The organism is Halomonas cupida, from assembly GCF_900142755.1.
Lineage (GTDB): Bacteria > Pseudomonadota > Gammaproteobacteria > Pseudomonadales > Halomonadaceae > Halomonas > Halomonas cupida.
Map to the genome: position 1 here is coordinate 251,412 of NZ_FRCA01000004.1, position 17,118 is coordinate 268,529.

Consider the following 17,118-nt stretch of genomic DNA (forward strand, 5'->3'; position numbering starts at 1 on the left):
AGGAGTAGGTCGGGCCATGGTGGAATGCAAGTCTGGATATAGACGGGGGCAGCAGCGATAGTTCGCTGCTGCCCCCGAATCTCGTCATGAACAGTGCTCTGGCAATGCCGCACCGGACACTACGCTAGCGCTGAAATACCACCGTGCGCTTACCGTTGAGAAATACCCGGCGTTGTACGTGAAGCGACACGGCGCGTGCCAGGGTCAAGCATTCGATGTCGCGGCCTCGAGCGACGAGATCCTCCGGCGAGTCAGCATGACTGACCGGCTCGACGCCCTGACTGATGATGGGCCCCTCATCCAGATCATCATTGATGTAGTGTGCTGTGGCACCGACCAGCTTGACGCCCTTCTCGAAGGCCTGGTGGTAGGGCTTCGCCCCCTTGAATCCAGGCAGCAGCGAGTGGTGAATATTGATCGCCCGTCCCGACAAGCGCTCACACATCTCGCTGGACAGCACCTGCATGTAGCGGGCAAGCACCACCAACTCGGCACCGCTTTGCTCAATGATGCGCCAGACAGCCGCCTCCTGCTCGGGTTTGGTCTCGGCAGTGATCGGCAGGTGGTGATATTCAAGCCCATGCCACTCGGCCAGCGGCGCCAGATCCGGGTGATTGGAAATCACCGCTTTGATGGTGATCGGCAGTTGCCCAGTGCGATAGCGGTAGAGCAGATCATTGAGACAGTGATCGGCTCTGGAGACCATGATCACCACCGGCGTCAACCGCTCTGGCGGCGTCAGCTCGAAGCTCATGCCGAACTCCCGAGCCCGAGGCGCAAAGTCCTCCTCGAAGCGAGAGATATCGAGCTCGCCCCCGAGGGGGCGAAACTCGACACGGATGAAGAACTGCTGAGATGCCTGATCATCGAAGGACTGATGCTCGGTGACATAGCAGTTGTGCTCACGCAGATAGCGTGTCACCACATCCACAGTGCCCAACTGGCTGGGACACTGGGCCGTGAGGATCCAGTTGTCGACGACCGAAGGGACACAGGTCATGCTCATGCCGAAGCTCCCTGTTGCGCTCCGTCGCGAATCACGCCGATCGCGAACTCGTCCCCGGCATCCAGCAGCCAGCGGTAGACGTAATCGGCAAAACTGCGACGAACCACCAGCTCCCAACGGCTGTCATCCGGGCGCCTCAGGATAAGGCTGGTCTTGGCGAATACCGTGGTGACTCCCTTGCCCGGCGGGAAATGTTGCGGATGGGTATCGTAGATCACCGACTTCATCAGCAGTTGCTGCAGTGCGTCGGCATCACCACTCAGCTCGAGCAGGGTCTGCCCGCCACTGACCTCACTGATGGCGACCGAAGCATCGCCAAGTGCGGCACGCAGTTCCAGCTCGATGTTATAGGCCTGGCCGAACGGCACGATCAGCAACCACTCATCCGGCGACAGCCACTGCAGGCTGCTGACCCCATCGTCACACAGCGTCAGTTGCTGTGGGCGAGCCGGCAAGTTGATGCCCAGTACCTGGCGCACGGCTTCATCGATCACGATGGCCCCGCCGCGCAGGATCAGATGATCCCGTGCGGCCTGTTCGCGCATGACAATCCGGCTGCTGGGACCCGGAGCTGGCGCGCCGCTGTTCAGGTATGACCAGGCGAGTGGTGACTCCTGGGCGATATCGGCCCCCGGGCAGGCATCATAGGTGTTGACGGTGCCGGGGTTGAGATCAGACTTGATATCAGACATTCTGGCGCTCTCCCTTGGGGTCGACAAAGATGGTGCTGACAATCTCGGCTTCATGAACCTTGCCATCAGCCATGGGCAGGTAGACGGTCTCGCCCATGCGCTCATGGCCGCCCTTGACCACCGCCAGCGCGAAGCCGGATTCCAGGGTCGGGCTGTAGTAACTGGACGTCACATGGCCCACCATCGGCATCGGAATCGCATGCTGCGGATCGAGGACGATCTGCGCCCCCTCCTCCAACACCACACTGGCATCCTTCGGCCTGAGGCCGACCAGTTGCTTGCGATCCTTGCGCACGGTATCCGGACGTGTCAGAGCACGCTTGCCGATCCACGAGAACGGCTTGTCATAGCCCACCGCCCACTGCATACCAAGATCTTCAGGCGTCACCGAACCATCAGTGTCCTGCCCGGCGATGATGAAGCCCTTCTCGGCGCGCAACACGTGCATGGTCTCGGTGCCGTAGGGTGTCAGGTCGTACTTCTCGCCGTGAGCGAACAGAGCCTTCCAGACATGCATGGCAGCGCGTGCCTGAACATTGATTTCATAGGCCAGTTCACCGGTGAACGAGATCCGGAACACACGAGCCGGCACACCAGCCACCTTGCCTTCACGCCAGTCCATGAAGCGGAAAGCGTCACGGTCCAGATCGATGTCGGTCAGCTCGGCAAGCAGGTCGCGAGCCTTCGGCCCGGTCACCGTCATGGTCGCCCAATGGTCGGTTACCGAACTCATGGTCAGATCCAGTTCGGGCCACTCGGTTTGATGCCACAGCTCCAACCATTCAAGCACCGCCGCCGCACCACCGGTGGAGGTGGTCATCAGGAAGTGATCCTCGGCGAGACAACTGGTGGTGCCATCGTCCATGACCATGCCATCGTCCTTGCACATCAACCCATAGCGCACCCTGCCGACCGGCAGTTTGGCCCACTTGTTGGTGTACACACGGCCGAGGAATTCACGCGCATCCGGCCCCTGAATATCGATCTTGCCCAGCGTAGAGGCGTCGAGAATTCCCACACCTTCGCGCACAGCCAGACACTCACGAGCCACGGCCTCATGCATGGTCTCGCGCTTTCCTTTGGCGGTACGTGGGAAATACCAGGGACGCTTCCACTGCCCTACTTCCTCGAACTCGGCGCCATTCTCCACGTGCCACTGATGCAAGGCGGTGTAACGCTCCGGGTCGAACAGCTCACGGCAGTGTCGACCGACGATGGCACCGAAGGTCACCGGCGTGTAGTTGGGGCGAAATACGGTAGTCCCGACTTCGGGAATGGTGCGACCGAGGCAACGGGCGGCAATCGCCATGCCATTGATGTTGCCCAGCTTGCCCTGATCGGTACCAAAGCCCATGGCCGTATAGCGCTTGACGTGCTCGATGGATTCGAAGCCTTCCCGAGTGGCCAGTTCGATGGCCGCTGCGGTGACGTCATTCTGCAGGTCGACAAACTGCTTGGGTGCGCGCAGGGTCGGCTTGTCATGCGGCACCTGGAACAGCGCCATGGCAGCGCTTTCGTGCAGGGATGCCACCTGCGGCACTTCCACCTCTGCAGCGTCCAGGGCCAGGTCGCGAACGGCGGCCGCTCCTACTGCGGCGCCATCCCGCAACACAGCTCCCAACTCGTGCAGACCCTGAGCGCTGCCGGCGGCCAACATGCCTTTCGGCAGGCTGGGAATGAAACCGATGATGTCGTCGTTCCAGCTGGGTCGCGAGCCCGTATGCGAGGCCAGGTGAATGACCGGGCTGAAGCCACCCGAGCTGGCGACAGTGTCACACTTGAGGGTTTCGATCTCGCCGCTGATGCGGAAGGCGGCAGCATCGATCGGTGCAACCCGGACCGAACTGACGCGGTTCTCACCGTGCGCCTCGATCACTGCGGCCCCATCAATGATACGTACACCACGGCTGCGCACGGCCTCAACCAGAGCGCCATCAGGTGCCTGACGGGCATCGGCCACCGCCACCACTTCACGGCCGGCATCCAGCCAATCCAGCGCGGCACGATATCCGTCGTCATTGGCGGTGGAGAGCACCAGTTTATTTCCCGGCACCACGGCATAGCGACGAATATAGGTGGAAATGGCCCCCGCCAGAAAGTTGCCGGGAATATCGTTGCCGGCGTACACCAGCGGACGCTCATGAGCTCCTGTCGCCATGATCACCCGACCTGCCCGCACGCGATGCAGACGCGAACGCGCTTGACGACGGCCATTGACCATCGGCGCCGTGTCGGCCAGATGCTCGGTGCGACGCTCGTGCAGAGTGACGAAGTTATGGTCGTGGTAGCCATTGGCGGTGGTACGCGCCAGCAGCGTGACATTGGCATTGGCCTCCATCTCGGCCAATACGTCACTCAGCCAGTCCGCTGCCGGACGCTCATCGAGCGCCTGATGGCTGGCCAGCAACGAGCCCCCCATCTCTTCCTGTTCGTCACAGACGATCACCCGCGCGCCACTGCGCGCCGCCACCAGTGCACTGGTGAGGCCAGCGGGGCCGGCACCAATGACCAGCACATCGCAGTGACGGTTGAGGTGATCATAGATATCCGGATCCGACTCGCCGGGACTACGCCCGAGGCCAGCGCTCTTGCGGATATAACGTTCGTAGGTCAGCCACATCGAGGCCGGCGCCATAAAGGTCTTGTAGTAGAACCCCGGCGGCATCATCTTGCCGCCCAGCTTGCCGATCAGACCCATCAGATCGCGCTGGACATTCGGCCAGCCATTGGTCGAGCGTGCGCTGAGTCCTTCGTAGAGCGCCTGTTGCGTAGCACGCACATTGGGCACCTGGCTGGGCTCGGAGCTGCCCAGTTGAACCACCGCATTGGGCTCTTCGGCGCCCGCCGCGACAATGCCGCGCGGACGCGAGTACTTGAAGCTGCGGTTGACGATATCCACGCCATTGGCCAGCAGCGCCGAAGCCAGGGTATCCCCGGCGTAGCCCTCATAGCTGTTGCCGTTGAAGGTGAAGGTCAGGCGCCGGGAACGCTCGATGCGTCCGCCCTGCTTCAGACGGTTGGACTGTCTCATGCGCGAACCTCCTCGGCTGACTCGCTGGTGGCAGTGGATGCTGCAGCGGCGATGGCCTCCCGCTTGACCGACTCGGCGGTCACCGAAGGCGTCTCGCCCATGCGATAGGTCTCCAGAATCTCGTAGCTCTGCGTGTGACGGGTGATATTGAAGAACTTGCGGCACCCAACCGCGTGCACCCAGAGTTCGTGGTGAATACCGCGCGGGTTGTCGCGGAAGAACAGATAGTCCCCCCACTCCTCGTCAGAGCAGGATTCCGGATCGATGGGACGCTGGATATGCGCCTGTCCCTTGGGATGAAATTCCTCTTCCTCGCGCCATTCTTCGCAGTAGGGGCAATAGATATGGAACATGTCGATTCTCCTCTGCGGAATCAGTGCGCGACGCCAGCGGCGCCGTGTTCGTCAACGAGCGCGCCGGTATGGAAACGGTCGATGGAGAAAGGCGCGGCCAGCGGGTGCATCTCGCCCTTCGCCAGGCTGGCGGCGAACACATGGCCGGAGCCGGTGGTGGCCTTGAAGCCGCCGGTGCCCCAACCGCAGTTGAAATAGAGGCCCTTGACCGGCGTCTTCGACAGGATCGGACAGGCATCAGGGCAGGTATCCACAATGCCGCCCCACTGACGGTTCATGCGCACCCGCGAGAAGATCGGGAACATCTCGACGATGGCCTGCAGGGTATGCTCCACCGTGGGATAGCTGCCCCGTTGCCCATAGCCGTTGTACCCATCGATACCCGCACCGATGACCAGGTCGCCCTTGTCCGACTGGCTGATGTAACCATGCACATGGTTGGACATGACCACGGTGTCGAGCACCGGCTTGAGCGGTTCGGAGACCAGCGCCTGCAGCGGATGGGACTCCAGCGGCAGGCGAATGCCGGCCATTCCCGCCATGACGCCGGAATTACCGGCTGTCACACAGCCGACGGTCTTCGCCTCGATATCTCCACGATTGGTATGCACACCGTAGATGCGGCCATCACGAATCTTGAAACCGGTAACCTCGGTCTGCTGCAGGATATCAACCCCCAGCGCATCGGCACCACGGGCGTAGCCCCAGGCTACGGCATCGTGACGTGCGACACCGGCGCGCGGCTGCCAGGAGGCCCCCAGCACCGGATAGCGCGCGCGCTTCGAACAATCGAGAATCGGCACGATTTTCTGTACACCAGCGGCATCCAGCACTTCACCATCGATGCCGTTGAGCCGGTTGGCGTTGACCCGGCGCTGAATGTCACGCATGTCCTGCAGGGTGTGGCCGAGGTTGAGCACGCCGCGCTGGGAGAACATCACGTTGTAGTTGAGATCCTGCGACAGCCCCTCCCACAGTTTCATGGCATGTTCGTAGAGAGCGGCGGCCTCGTCCCACAGATAGTTGGAACGCACGATAGTGGTGTTGCGCGCGGTATTACCGCCCCCCAACCAGCCCTTCTCGATCACCGCCACATTCCTGACGCCGAATTCCTTCGCCAGATAATAGGCCGTGGCCAGGCCATGACCGCCGCCACCGACGATGATGACATCGTAGGCCTTCTTCGGCGTCGGATTGCGCCACTGGCGCTGCCAGTTCTCGTGGTGGCTGAGGGCATGCCGGGCCAGAGCAAAACCGGAATAGCGTTGCATGATGTTGTCTCCTCTCGATGGCCCGGCAGATCGTGCTGCCGGGCATCCTGCTGCTGGTCCTGATCAGGCCGTGGCTGTTGCGCGCTGCTGCTCAACCTGCGGATAGACGGGATGACGATCACAGAGTGCTGCCACCTGCTCGCGGACCCAGCTCTCGATCTCGGCGGTATCGCGTCCGGCTGCCAACTCATCGAGCACATCACAGATCCAGCCTGCCAGCGCCTCGCAGTCATCGGCGTTGAAACCACGAGTGGTGACCGCCGGAGTACCGATGCGCAGGCCGGAAGTGACGAAGGGGCTCTGCGGATCACCCGGTACCGCATTCTTGTTGACGGTGATATGTGCCCGCCCCAGCGCCGCGTCCGCGTCCTTGCCGGTCACTCCCTGCTGGATCAACGAGACCAGAAACAGGTGGTCACGGGTGCCACCAGAAACTACGTCATAGCCACGCTCGAGAAATACCTCGGCCATGCGTTGCGCATTGACGATGACACGCTCCTGATAGCGCACGAACTCCTGACTCATGGCTTCACGGAAGGCCACCGCCTTGGCAGCGATGACATGCATCAGCGGCCCACCCTGCTGGCCGGGGAAAACGGCACCGTTGAGCTTGCGATACAGCGCCTCATCACCGGCCGCCGAAAGAATCAGTCCGCCACGCGGGCCACGCAGGGTCTTGTGCGTGGTGGTGGTGACCACATGGGCATGGGGCAACGGGCTGGGATAGAGTCCCGCCGCGACCAGGCCCGCCACATGCGCCATATCGACCAGCAGCCAGGCACCAACGCTATCGGCGATGGTGCGGAAACGACGCCAATCGACGATCTGGGAATAAGCGGAGAAACCCGCCACGATCAGCTTTGGCTGGTGCTCACGAGCAAGGCGCTCGACTTCGGCGTAATCGATCTCGCCGGTGGCCTCGTCAAGGCCATACTGAATGGCGTTGTAGTGCTTGCCGGAGAAGTTGGGTGCCGCTCCATGGGTCAAGTGGCCGCCGTGGGCAAGGCTCATGCCGAGTACGGTGTCACCGGGCGAGACCAGTGCCATGAAGGCCGCAGCATTGGCCTGGGCACCGGAATGAGGCTGCACATTGGCATAGTCGCAACTGAACAGCGCACAGGCACGGTCCATTGCCAGCTGTTCCACCACATCCACATGTTCACAGCCGCCGTAATAGCGCTTGCCGGGATAACCTTCGGCGTACTTGTTGGTCAACTGCGTACCCTGAGCTTCCATCACCGCTTGACTGGCGTAGTTTTCTGACGCAATCAATTCGACATGGGCCTGCTGGCGGGCTTCCTCATCCGAGATGGCAGATGCGATCTGCGGGTCGAACTGGGCAAGGCGAGATACTGTCATGAGGAATTCTCCGTGGTTATCGCTTGTAGATTGTTGTGACGTGTCACTTGTCGTGGCTTGTCGGTCGGTAGCATCGGTACCGGACAAGCCGATTGTCTGAAAGCTCGAGTATCTGAAAATGATGCTCAGTGCAGTTGCTGGAACCGGTTCACCGAAAACGGTGACGAAACACCCTGAAACATGCCCTGTTATCGCCTCGACCCAATGAAGGACACGTTAGGCAATTTGCGACAGCGAGCCATTCTGGAAACGACACCAACATCACCATCGAAGACATGCTCAGACCATTTCGTAGCGGCCCTTTCAGCGCCACATCCTGAATGCACTCATTCAAGCGTCTTCCGGCCATCAACGCTTGAACAAATGCGACAGTTTTGTTGGACGATTTCAGTAGCAGGCACACCAGTGCCACAAGCGAGGCTCAGTTCTGCCTCGCCTCGACATAGAGGAAGAAGGGGTCGACCAGCCGCTCATGAAGGCTGTCGGGATGACGCCGAAGTTCGGAGGGAGAGGCTCCGAAGGTGGTGCGGAAGTGACGGGAAAAATGTGCAGTATCGGAGAAGCCACAGGCCTCCCCGATCTCGGTGATACTGCGCTCGGTGTAATGCAGCAACCACAGGCCGTAACGCAGGCGCAGATCACGCTGGAACTTCTGGGGACCAACCCCCAGGGTAGCGCGAAAGCGCCGCTCCAGGCCACGTCGTGACGCGCCTACACGATCAGCCAGTTCATCGACACTGAGGGGATCTCCCAACTGCTGTTCGAGCACCCGAATCGCCTTGCGCACCAGGCGGTCGCTGATGCGGTCGAAGACCACCGGCTGTGGCTGACCACGCTCACCGTTGCGATGTTCATCGAACAGCATGATCGCCAGACTCTTGCGCGCCCAGGCTCGTCCCAGGTGACGCTCGACAAGGTAGGCAGCAAGATCGGCCGCCGCCGCGCCACCGGCACAGGTCAGGCGATCTCCGTCATCCAGATAGAGCCGGTCTGCCACCGGTTCAATATCACTGAAGCGGCCGGCAAGATCTCCGTGGTGATACCAGCTTACGCAACAGCGTCGATGCTGCATCAACCCTGCCTGGATCAACGAGAACACGCCGGTGCAGACGCCGACCAACGGCACCTCCTGAGCCGCCGCACGGCGCAGGTATTCGATCGCGGCCTGGTCAGCGGCCCCCGGCTGATGCAATACCCCACCGATGACCACCAGATAATCGAACTCGGTGGGATCGGAATAGGGCTCACAGGCGGTCATTACCGCTCCGCAACTGGATACGGCATCGCTGCCATCATGAGTCATGAAGCGCCAGCGACAGCGCAATTGACGGCTGCGGTCGCCTTCATCCGCAGCCAGACGCAGGCAATCAACAAAGGCCGCAAAGGGCATCAAGGTAAAATGCGGCAGCAGCACGAAACCGACCGACAGTGCTGGTGCCGTCAGTCGGGAAGCATCAGTCGCGGGCGCTTGCGCCATGGAGCCGGGACCAGACAGGAAACCTGTGGTCAGCATAACGGAATCCCCTCACCGGCATAAGGCACAGTAACGAGCGGCGGGCTTCGAGTAACGAGCCACGAGCAGCTCAAGCTATAAGCTTTAAGTTTGAAGCTGGCTATGTTCGTTCCCGACGAACAATCGTACTTCCCAACTCCATGTGGGTCGGCTATTCGTGTTCCCGACACGAACACGCACTTCCCACGTCCATGTGGGTCGGCTATTCGTGTTCCCGACACGAACACGCACTTCCCACGTCCATGTGGGTCGTAAAAGTACCTCCGCCCGCCGGCTTTTGTCTGTGATCCATGGGCCGGCACCGGACAGCTCGTTACTCGTAGCTCGCTGCTCGAAGCGAGAAGCTCGAAGCTCAATCAATAATCCACAACAACGTCACCGACCGGACGGCTGCAGCACGACAGGATGTAACCCGCCTCGATGTCGTCGTCGGTGATTCCGCCGTTGTGATCCATCTCCACCTGACCGGAACTCAGGGCGACGCGACAGGTACCGCAGATCCCCATGCCACAGGCCTTGGGAATATGCAGCCCCAGCTTGGCCGCTGCGGAATGCACCGTTTCGCTGGGCTGGATGCGCACACTCTTGCCGGAAGCGCTGAATTCGACGCTATGCATCTCTTCAACATCCACTTCGGCGGCCTCGACTTCCGCCTGCTCGGCCAGTTCGCGAACGTCCGCCTGCACCTCGCGTGGCGTGGCACCGAAGGATTCCTCGTGGTAGCGATCCATGTCGAAGCCACGACGCTCCAGGATGCCCTTGATCGCATCCATGTAGGGCGTGGGTCCACAGCAGAATATTTCGCGCTCGAGGAAGTCCGGCACCATCATCTCGAGCATGGCCTCGGTGAGAAAGCCGCGATAGCCCGCCCAGGCCTGATTCAATTCATTGTCCCGCTCACAGACGACATGCAGGCTGAAGGAGGGAATACGCGAGAAGATGTGCTCCAGCTCGCGGTGAAAGATGACATCCCGAGGCGTCCGCGCACTATGGATGAAGTCCAGATCGACGGTCGCGTTGGTATCGAACAGCCAGCGGGCCATCGACATCAACGGCGTGATACCGACGCCACCGGACAGCATCAGCAGCTTGTCCGCCGGGTAGTCGATGGCGTTGAAGTTGCCTACAGGGCCATGCACCGCCAACTCATCGCCCTCGGCGAGATTGTCATGCAGCCAGTTGGACACCTGACCACCGGGCACTCGCTTGACGGTGATCGAGAAGCTGTAGGGAATGGAGGGTGAACTGGAGATGGTATAGGAACGCATCACCTGTTCGCCGTTGATATCCAGCTCCAGAGTCACGAACTGGCCAGGCTTGAAGAAATAAAGCACCGGCTGTTCCGCCATGAAACAGAAGGTGCGGACATCCCAGGTTTCCTGAATCACCTTGACGCAGCGCACCACGTGCCGGCCGTTGGTCCAGGTCTGGGTCGTCACCGGATTGAGGAAGTTCATGGACATGGCAGTATCGCTCGTCAGGTGGTCAGGTGGTCAGGTGGTCAGGTGGTCAGGTCTGTAGACACGGCATCAGTGGTCTCGATACCTGCCGTGATTGCCCGCATTCTGCCCAGCGCCCCCTACTCCCCACTTATCTGATCACGACATCAGCATGCCCGAATTCTCCGCTTGCAACGTTGATATCCGCCAGCAGGTCGCAATGGCATCACCCAATGTCGCCAATGGATATCCGACACCCCATGGGCTACCGCAAACTGCGCTCACAAATCGAGGAATACTGCCTTGAGCGGAATTCCCACACCTGCCTCGGATGATATGCCGTGCGGGCCAGCAGCCCCATCATTTCAACCTTGATGTGGTTCGCTGCCACCAGGGCGGCTGGCCTTCATCAACGAGGCAATGAAAATCACCGTTGGCCCGCCGTCGAGCACCTACCCAGCGCCGTGCTCACAGCCAGTAGATGAGGAAAACTCCATGGATGTTGTAGCGAACTCGAGTCTGGCCCCCTCGCCAAGCCAGGACGACCCTCTGGGGTCGGCCCGTGAAGCCACGCTGGAGATGCTGGGTCAGCATCCACAGGGCTTTTCACTGCCGCAGCCGTTCTACAATGATGCTCGCCTCTTCCAGCTTGATATCCAGGCTATCTTCGAACGCGAGTGGCTATTTGCCGGCATGAGCTGCGAGATTCCCGCCAAGGGCAATTTCATTACGCTGTCGATCGGTGACAATCCGATCATCATCGTGCGTGGCGACGGCGGCACTATCCATGCCTTCCACAATGTCTGCCGCCACCGTGGTTCGCGTCTGTGCCCGACCGAGAGTGGCAAGGTCGCCAAGCTGGTCTGCCCCTACCATCAGTGGACCTACGAACTGGATGGTCGTCTGCTGTTTGCCGGCTCCGACATGGGCACCAACTTCGACCTCGGTCAGTATGGACTCAAGCCGGTGGCAATTACCGAGGCCGGCGGCTTCCTGTTCGTGTGTCTGGCCGATAACCCACCTGCCATCGACGAGCTCAAGGCGACCTTCGATCATTACCTTGCGCCCTACGATACCGAGAACCTCAAGGTGGCAGTGACCTCTTCCATCGAGGAAACCGCCAACTGGAAACTGGTGATCGAGAATAACCGTGAGTGCTATCACTGCAACGGTGCTCACCCCGAGCTACTCAATTCCCTGCAGGAATTCGACGACAGCGACGACCCTCGTGCCACTCCGGCCTATCGTGAACTGGTGGCTCGTAAACAGGCTGACTGGGATGCCATGCAGGTTCCCTGGCAGTTGACCCGTATCGGCAAGCGCAATCGCCTCACCCGCACGCCGCTGCTCAATGGTACGGTGTCGATGACCATGGATGGAAAAGTCGCCTGCAAACGCCTGATGGGGCGTCTGACCAGCGCCGACATGGGCTCACTGCGTATTCTTCACCTGCCCAATTCATGGAATCACTTCATGGGTGATCACGCCGTGGTGTTCCGCGTTCTGCCACTGGGACCTCAACGCACCCTGGTGACGACCAAATGGCTGGTGCACAAGGATGCCGTGGAAGGTGTGGATTACGACCCTGAGCAGATGCGCAAGGTGTGGGACGCCACCAATGATCAGGACCGTCGCCTCGCCGAGGAAAACCAGCGTGGCATCAATTCGCTGGCCTACCAGCCCGGGCCCTACTCGGCGACCTACGAATTCGGCGTGATCGATTTCATCGACTGGTATCGTGAGACTCTGCAGAACAACCTCGGTGATACACCAGCGCTGAGACTGGCACAGGTCTAACCTCAACCGCTCCTGCCATTGGATAGCGTGGACAGGAGCGGTTTCTCGGGACCGGCCAGCAGTAATTCACGGAACATGCTGAACGGCATGGGCCGGGCAAAGTAGAAGCCCTGAAATACCTCACAGTCGAGATTCACCAGATAATCGTACTGAGCCTGAGTCTCGACTCCCTCTGCCAATACCCTCAAACCAAGTTCACGGGCCAGCGCAAGGACACTCTTGCACACCACTGCATTGCCACTGTGACCATCGATGGCATGGATAAAGACCTTGTCGAGCTTGATTCTGGTGACCGGCAGACGCTGCAGGTAATCCAGACAGGAGAATCCTGTGCCAAAGTCGTCTATAGCGGTGGTAATGCCCAGCTCGACCAGACGACCGAGTGTCTCGATGGACGCTTGAGTATCCCGCATCAACGCGCCTTCAGTCAGCTCCAGATCGAGCCACCGGGCTTGCAGACCGGTCTCGCTCAGCACCCCCATCAGATCAAGCAGGAAATCACCACGATAGAACTGCAATGGCGACAGGTTCACGGAAACTCGCCCAGGCATCAAACGAGCATCAACCAGTTGACGTGCATCGCTGCAGGCTTGCCACAGCACCCAGCGCCCCAGCTCCGCGATCTGCCCGGTCTGTTCGGCAATGGCGATGAAATCCTGTGGAGAGATCCAGCCCAGTTCGGGATGCTCCCAGCGCAGCAGGGCTTCATAGCCACAGACTTGCCCTGTTTGGGTGAAGAATGGCTGGTAGTAGAGCTGCAGATCCCTCTGATCCATGGCAGTCTGCAACTCGTTGCGCAGCATCAAGCGCCGATAGAGGCTTTCGTTGAGCTCTCTGGTAAAGGCCCTGAACTGATTGCGCCCCTTCTGCTTGGCCCGATACATGGCGATATCGGCCCTTTGGATCAATAGATGAGGGTGTTCACTGGTCGCCTCGTCGAGCTCGGCAATACCGATGCTGGCGGTCACATGCAGTCGCCACCCTTCGATCACATGGGGCTGTTCAAGGGCATTGAGCAAGCGCTGCGCAACGCCTTCCGCTGCTTCGGTACTTTCCAGTCCAGCCAGAATCAGTACAAACTCATCGCCCCCCATTCGCGTCAGACTGTCACCACTACGCAACTGATGCTCAAGTCGCTTGGCAACACTGACCAGCAGACGATCCCCTACGTCATGGCCCAGGGTGTCATTGATCAGCTTGAATTCGTCAAGGTCAATGAACAACACTGCCAGCTTTCTATGCTGACGCCTGGCTTGAGCCACGTCCTCGCTCAACCGGTCGGCCAACATCGAGCGATTGGGCAACCCGGTCAAGGCATCATGGCTCGCCTGCCAGGCAAGCTGCTGCTCATGCTGGCGGCGCAAGGAAATATCGTCGACGACTCCGACATAATGCGTCAGCACACCATCTTCATCCCGAACCGGCGACATCGATATCTGGCACCACAACGATTGGCCATCCTGGCGATACAGCTGTGTGGTCACCGAACAGTGGCGATGAGCCGCCATCGCACGACGCAGGTTTACCAGCTCTTTACGCCTGCCCCTGCCCAGCAATGGAAACGGCACCTGCCCCACCAGTTGCCGCGCATGGTAGCCAGACATCGCACAGAAGGCCGCATTGGCATAGCGGATCGGGTAGCCCGGCAGCGTTGTATCGAGAATCACCACTCCATTGCTGCTCTCTTCCAGACAGCGCTCCATAATGGCAAGGCGTGACTGAGTCTCGGTCCAGAAAGAGATATCCTCGAACACCGCAAACACGCCACAGACCTCACTATCGACCACAATCGGCACCATGCGCACGTTATAGAAACGTGCTTCATGCCCGACGGACGCGACCCGGCAATGGCAGCCACACAGCCCATTCATCGCCGCGCGCCATGCATGCGACAGCTCCTCACTGATATTCGGCCACTCCAGCATCCGACAGACCAGCTCGACGAACTCCCCGCCGCGTAGCTCCTCGACGGGCACGCCCAACCGAGCCTCGGCAACCGCATTGACCTCAACCACCGTGCCATCCGGCAGCACATGGAAGACCGCTGCCGAACTGTGGCTGAACAGTGAACGATATTCCTGCATACCGGGGTCCCGCTCCAGCATCTCCCGGGGCTGCTGCCGGGCCAGCGATGCCAGGATCAACAGGGCTAGACCATGGATGAAGACACCGACCACTCCTGACGCACCGATGCCAGACAGTCCGGCCCATAAACGAGGCTCCGGCACAGGATAGATGGCACGCCACAGCAGCCAGACCGCCACGACCAACATGGCAGCCCACCCAAGACGCGCCAGATACCGGATACCGCGAGAGGACTCCATGCCTTCCCAGCAGCAGAGGGCAAACCAGCCAAGCAGGAAAGTCACCGGTAATGGCAGAAAAGGAGACGTCGCACTTCCCTGCCAGCTGTGCCAGGCCCACATGGCCAACTGATGGCTGGCGTACAACAGGATCACGATGGCCAATACCTTGAGGGCAATCGCCTGCCGGAGCCTCAGAGCGAGAATGCCTCCTGCCACCAGCAAAACCGCATAGGCATCGGCCTGGCGCAGCGCTACGCTCCCCGCCAGCCACAGGTTCCGGGAAAGTGAAGGAAACAACGTATTGAGCGCTGCCAATACATTGAACATCACCAGCGTTACCAGAACGAAAGTCAGCGCAGTACTACGTTGTACCGAGATCGAAAAGGACATCAACACCTCGCCGAATGCGGAGGGGAGTGATTGACCGTGCCTCTTCAATGGCCTGGTCGCCGCTCCTTGTCCAGTCCAGGTTCGTCGCCTTCGTAAAGGAGCAACGCGCGAAACATCAGGCAACAACAGCTCTGATGTCATGCGTACTCATTCAGAATGCATACGCTGGCACAGATCTGGCTCGGGGCAATCTCGCAATTTATTGTAAGCAATATATAACATCTGTAACAAACCTCCCGATTCAGGCATGGGTCATCCAGGTCCCATGCCTGTCAGTCGACGGGAAGTCATTGTCTCGGATACAACGCAGCATGCCGCTGACCAGGACCGGCCAGCGGTAATGAAGGGAAACGCGGGGAACGATCAGCGCCGCTCAGTCACTCAATGCCATCAGGTGGGCCTGAATGGCGCGGTGCACCGAAGGCAACAGCACATCGCTCTTGCCCAGCAGTTCCTGTACCAACTCAGCAAGACCCGGCACGCCGGTCTCTCTGGCCTTGAGGGCGGCCATTCGCGCGCAGGTTTCCGGGCAGGCGTCATCGGGAATACGCACACCCAGGGCAATCAGGCGGGCGCGGAAATCATCACCATCGATCAACTCGGCAATCATCATCGCGGATATCTCCTCCGGTTGGCGCACCAGCTGGTGCAGCTCACCATCCCTTCTGCCATCCCCCTGCAACAGCGGCAGGCCGGGTTAACAGCACCCGGCCATGTTCACTGCTCACAGCATAGTTCGCTTCGATGGTCAGCGGGACCCTGACGGTCAGGCTGCCACACTGCCATGGGGGTCGATGACGAATTTCTTCGCCGCACCGCCATCAAAGTCGGCGTAGCCCTGGGGAGCCTGGTCCAGGTTGATCATCTGAACGTTGATCGCATCGGCGATGTTGACCTTGCCGAACAGGATCGCCTGCATCAGCGGGCGGTGATACTGCATTACCGGGCACTGGCCGGTATGGAAGGAGTGGGACTTGGCCCAGCCCAGCCCGAAGCGCATGCTCAGCGCGCCCTGTTTCGCTGCATCATCGGCGGCACCGGGGTCTTCCGTGACATACAGGCCCGGAATACCGATCTGTCCTCCAGCGCGGGTCAGTGCCATGGCGGAATTGAGCACAGTGGCCGGAGCTTCCTTGCCGTGGTTGCAGCCACAGGCATGGGCCTCGAAGCCGACACAGTCGACAAAGGCATCGACTTCTCGTTCACCGAGAATCACCTCGATCCGATCGGCCATGTCGCCTTCCTGGGTCAGATCAATGGTTTCACAGCCGAAGCTGCGCGCCTGAGCCAGACGCTCCTCGATCATGTCGCCGACGATGACACAGGCCGCACCGAGCAGTTGAGCGGAAACCGCTGCTGCAAGACCAACGGGACCGGCGCCGGCGATATAGACCGTACTGCCCGGACCGACACCCGCAGTGACACAGCCGTGGAAGCCGGTGGGGAAGATATCGGACAACAGGGTCAGGTCGCGGATCTTCTCCATGGCCTGATCGGCATCCGGGAACTTCAGCAGGTTGAAGTCAGCATAAGGCACCATGACGTATTCCGTCTGGCCACCGCCCCAGCCACCCATGTCGACATAGCCGTAGGCGGCACCGGGACGAGCCGGGTTGACGTTGAGACAGATACCGGTACGACCTTCCTTGCAGTTGCGGCAGCGTCCACAGGCGATATTGAACGGCACCGAGACCAGATCCCCGGGTTTGATGAATTCGACATCGCGACCGCACTCGACCACCAGACCGGTAATCTCGTGGCCCAGCACCAGACCTTCGGGCGCCGTGGTACGGCCTCGCACCATGTGCTGGTCGCTGCCGCAGATGTTGGTAGTAACGACTTTCAGGATCACACCGTGGTCACACTTGCGATCACCGAGCGCGAGTTCCGGATACGCAATCGACTGAACCTCGACCTTGCCGGGGCCCATATAGACCACTCCGCGATTGGTACTCCCCATG

The 17,118-nt window shown here is 60.3% G+C and carries 12 protein-coding genes; 1 reads left to right on the forward strand and 11 read right to left on the reverse strand.

Annotation, left to right across the window (positions count from 1 at the left end; all coding sequences use genetic code 11):
* Window positions 1-124: 124 nt before the first annotated feature.
* The 8 genes from purU to BUE38_RS09630 form a co-directional block, all read right to left on the reverse strand.
* Window positions 125-1,006 (reverse strand): formyltetrahydrofolate deformylase, encoded by an 882-nt coding sequence (purU, locus tag BUE38_RS09595; RefSeq protein ID WP_084541848.1) that lies wholly within the window; start codon window positions 1,004-1,006, stop codon window positions 125-127.
* Window positions 1,003-1,698, reverse strand: a complete 696-nt coding sequence (locus BUE38_RS09600) for a sarcosine oxidase subunit gamma (RefSeq protein ID WP_073434965.1) — start codon at window positions 1,696-1,698, stop codon at window positions 1,003-1,005. The genes purU and BUE38_RS09600 overlap by 4 nt, the downstream gene beginning before the upstream one ends.
* The gene (locus BUE38_RS09605) at window positions 1,691-4,729 is read right to left on the reverse strand and encodes a sarcosine oxidase subunit alpha family protein (protein WP_073434966.1); all 3,039 of its coding nucleotides are present in this window, start codon (window positions 4,727-4,729) and stop codon (window positions 1,691-1,693) included. The genes BUE38_RS09600 and BUE38_RS09605 overlap by 8 nt, the downstream gene beginning before the upstream one ends.
* Window positions 4,726-5,082, reverse strand: a complete 357-nt coding sequence (locus BUE38_RS09610) for a sarcosine oxidase subunit delta (protein WP_073434967.1) — start codon at window positions 5,080-5,082, stop codon at window positions 4,726-4,728. Before BUE38_RS09610 ends, BUE38_RS09605 begins: the two co-directional genes overlap by 4 nt.
* A gap of 20 nt (window positions 5,083-5,102) precedes the next feature.
* A complete protein-coding gene (locus BUE38_RS09615; RefSeq protein WP_073434968.1) occupies window positions 5,103-6,353 on the reverse strand; it encodes a sarcosine oxidase subunit beta family protein in 1,251 nt (416 codons plus the stop codon).
* A gap of 63 nt (window positions 6,354-6,416) precedes the next feature.
* Window positions 6,417-7,712, reverse strand: a complete 1,296-nt coding sequence (gene glyA / locus BUE38_RS09620; protein WP_073434969.1) for a serine hydroxymethyltransferase — start codon at window positions 7,710-7,712, stop codon at window positions 6,417-6,419.
* A 421-nt stretch (window positions 7,713-8,133) separates the two neighbouring features.
* A complete protein-coding gene (locus tag BUE38_RS09625; RefSeq protein WP_234986859.1) occupies window positions 8,134-9,225 on the reverse strand; it encodes a GlxA family transcriptional regulator in 1,092 nt (363 codons plus the stop codon).
* Between the two features lie 356 nt (window positions 9,226-9,581).
* Window positions 9,582-10,688 carry an FAD-binding oxidoreductase gene (locus tag BUE38_RS09630; RefSeq protein ID WP_073434970.1) on the reverse strand — a complete coding sequence of 369 codons (1,107 nt, stop codon included), beginning with the start codon at window positions 10,686-10,688 and terminating at the stop codon, window positions 9,582-9,584.
* Window positions 10,689-11,159: 471 nt separating this feature from the next.
* Between BUE38_RS09630 and BUE38_RS09635 the strand changes: the two genes are divergently transcribed.
* On the forward strand, window positions 11,160-12,461 hold the full coding sequence (locus BUE38_RS09635) for an aromatic ring-hydroxylating oxygenase subunit alpha (RefSeq protein WP_084541849.1): 1,302 nt from the start codon (window positions 11,160-11,162) through the stop codon (window positions 12,459-12,461).
* 2 nt (window positions 12,462-12,463) lie between these two features.
* Here BUE38_RS09635 and BUE38_RS09640 read toward each other — a convergent pair whose 3' ends face one another.
* From BUE38_RS09640 to fdhA, 3 genes are all read right to left on the reverse strand, one after another.
* Window positions 12,464-15,157 (reverse strand): putative bifunctional diguanylate cyclase/phosphodiesterase, encoded by a 2,694-nt coding sequence (locus BUE38_RS09640; protein WP_159438874.1) that lies wholly within the window; start codon window positions 15,155-15,157, stop codon window positions 12,464-12,466.
* Between the two features lie 373 nt (window positions 15,158-15,530).
* Complete coding sequence (locus tag BUE38_RS09650; protein WP_073434973.1) at window positions 15,531-15,770, reverse strand: hypothetical protein; 240 nt, start codon at window positions 15,768-15,770, stop codon at window positions 15,531-15,533.
* A 153-nt stretch (window positions 15,771-15,923) separates the two neighbouring features.
* Window positions 15,924-17,117, reverse strand: coding sequence for a formaldehyde dehydrogenase, glutathione-independent (gene fdhA, locus BUE38_RS09655; RefSeq protein WP_073434974.1), 1,194 nt, complete (start codon window positions 17,115-17,117; stop codon window positions 15,924-15,926).
* Between the last annotated feature and the right edge of the window lies 1 nt (window position 17,118).

What these genes read in the sequence shown, in the direction of transcription:
- BUE38_RS09610 (WP_073434967.1), bottom strand. Translation starts at nt 5,082, where the DNA reads ATGTTCCATATCTATTGCCCCTACTGCGAAGAATGGCGCGAGGAAGAG.
- BUE38_RS09600 (WP_073434965.1), bottom strand. Translation starts at nt 1,698, where the DNA reads ATGTCTGATATCAAGTCTGATCTCAACCCCGGCACCGTCAACACCTAT.
- glyA (WP_073434969.1), bottom strand. Translation starts at nt 7,712, where the DNA reads ATGACAGTATCTCGCCTTGCCCAGTTCGACCCGCAGATCGCATCTGCC.
- BUE38_RS09615 (WP_073434968.1), bottom strand. Translation starts at nt 6,353, where the DNA reads ATGCAACGCTATTCCGGTTTTGCTCTGGCCCGGCATGCCCTCAGCCAC.
- fdhA (WP_073434974.1), bottom strand. Translation starts at nt 17,117, where the DNA reads ATGGGGAGTACCAATCGCGGAGTGGTCTATATGGGCCCCGGCAAGGTC.
- BUE38_RS09625 (WP_234986859.1), bottom strand. Translation starts at nt 9,225, where the DNA reads ATGCTGACCACAGGTTTCCTGTCTGGTCCCGGCTCCATGGCGCAAGCG.
- purU (WP_084541848.1), bottom strand. Translation starts at nt 1,006, where the DNA reads ATGAGCATGACCTGTGTCCCTTCGGTCGTCGACAACTGGATCCTCACG.
- BUE38_RS09630 (WP_073434970.1), bottom strand. Translation starts at nt 10,688, where the DNA reads ATGTCCATGAACTTCCTCAATCCGGTGACGACCCAGACCTGGACCAAC.
- BUE38_RS09605 (WP_073434966.1), bottom strand. Translation starts at nt 4,729, where the DNA reads ATGAGACAGTCCAACCGTCTGAAGCAGGGCGGACGCATCGAGCGTTCC.
- BUE38_RS09650 (WP_073434973.1), bottom strand. Translation starts at nt 15,770, where the DNA reads ATGATGATTGCCGAGTTGATCGATGGTGATGATTTCCGCGCCCGCCTG.
- BUE38_RS09640 (WP_159438874.1), bottom strand. Translation starts at nt 15,157, where the DNA reads ATGTCCTTTTCGATCTCGGTACAACGTAGTACTGCGCTGACTTTCGTT.
- BUE38_RS09635 (WP_084541849.1), top strand. Translation starts at nt 11,160, where the DNA reads ATGGATGTTGTAGCGAACTCGAGTCTGGCCCCCTCGCCAAGCCAGGAC.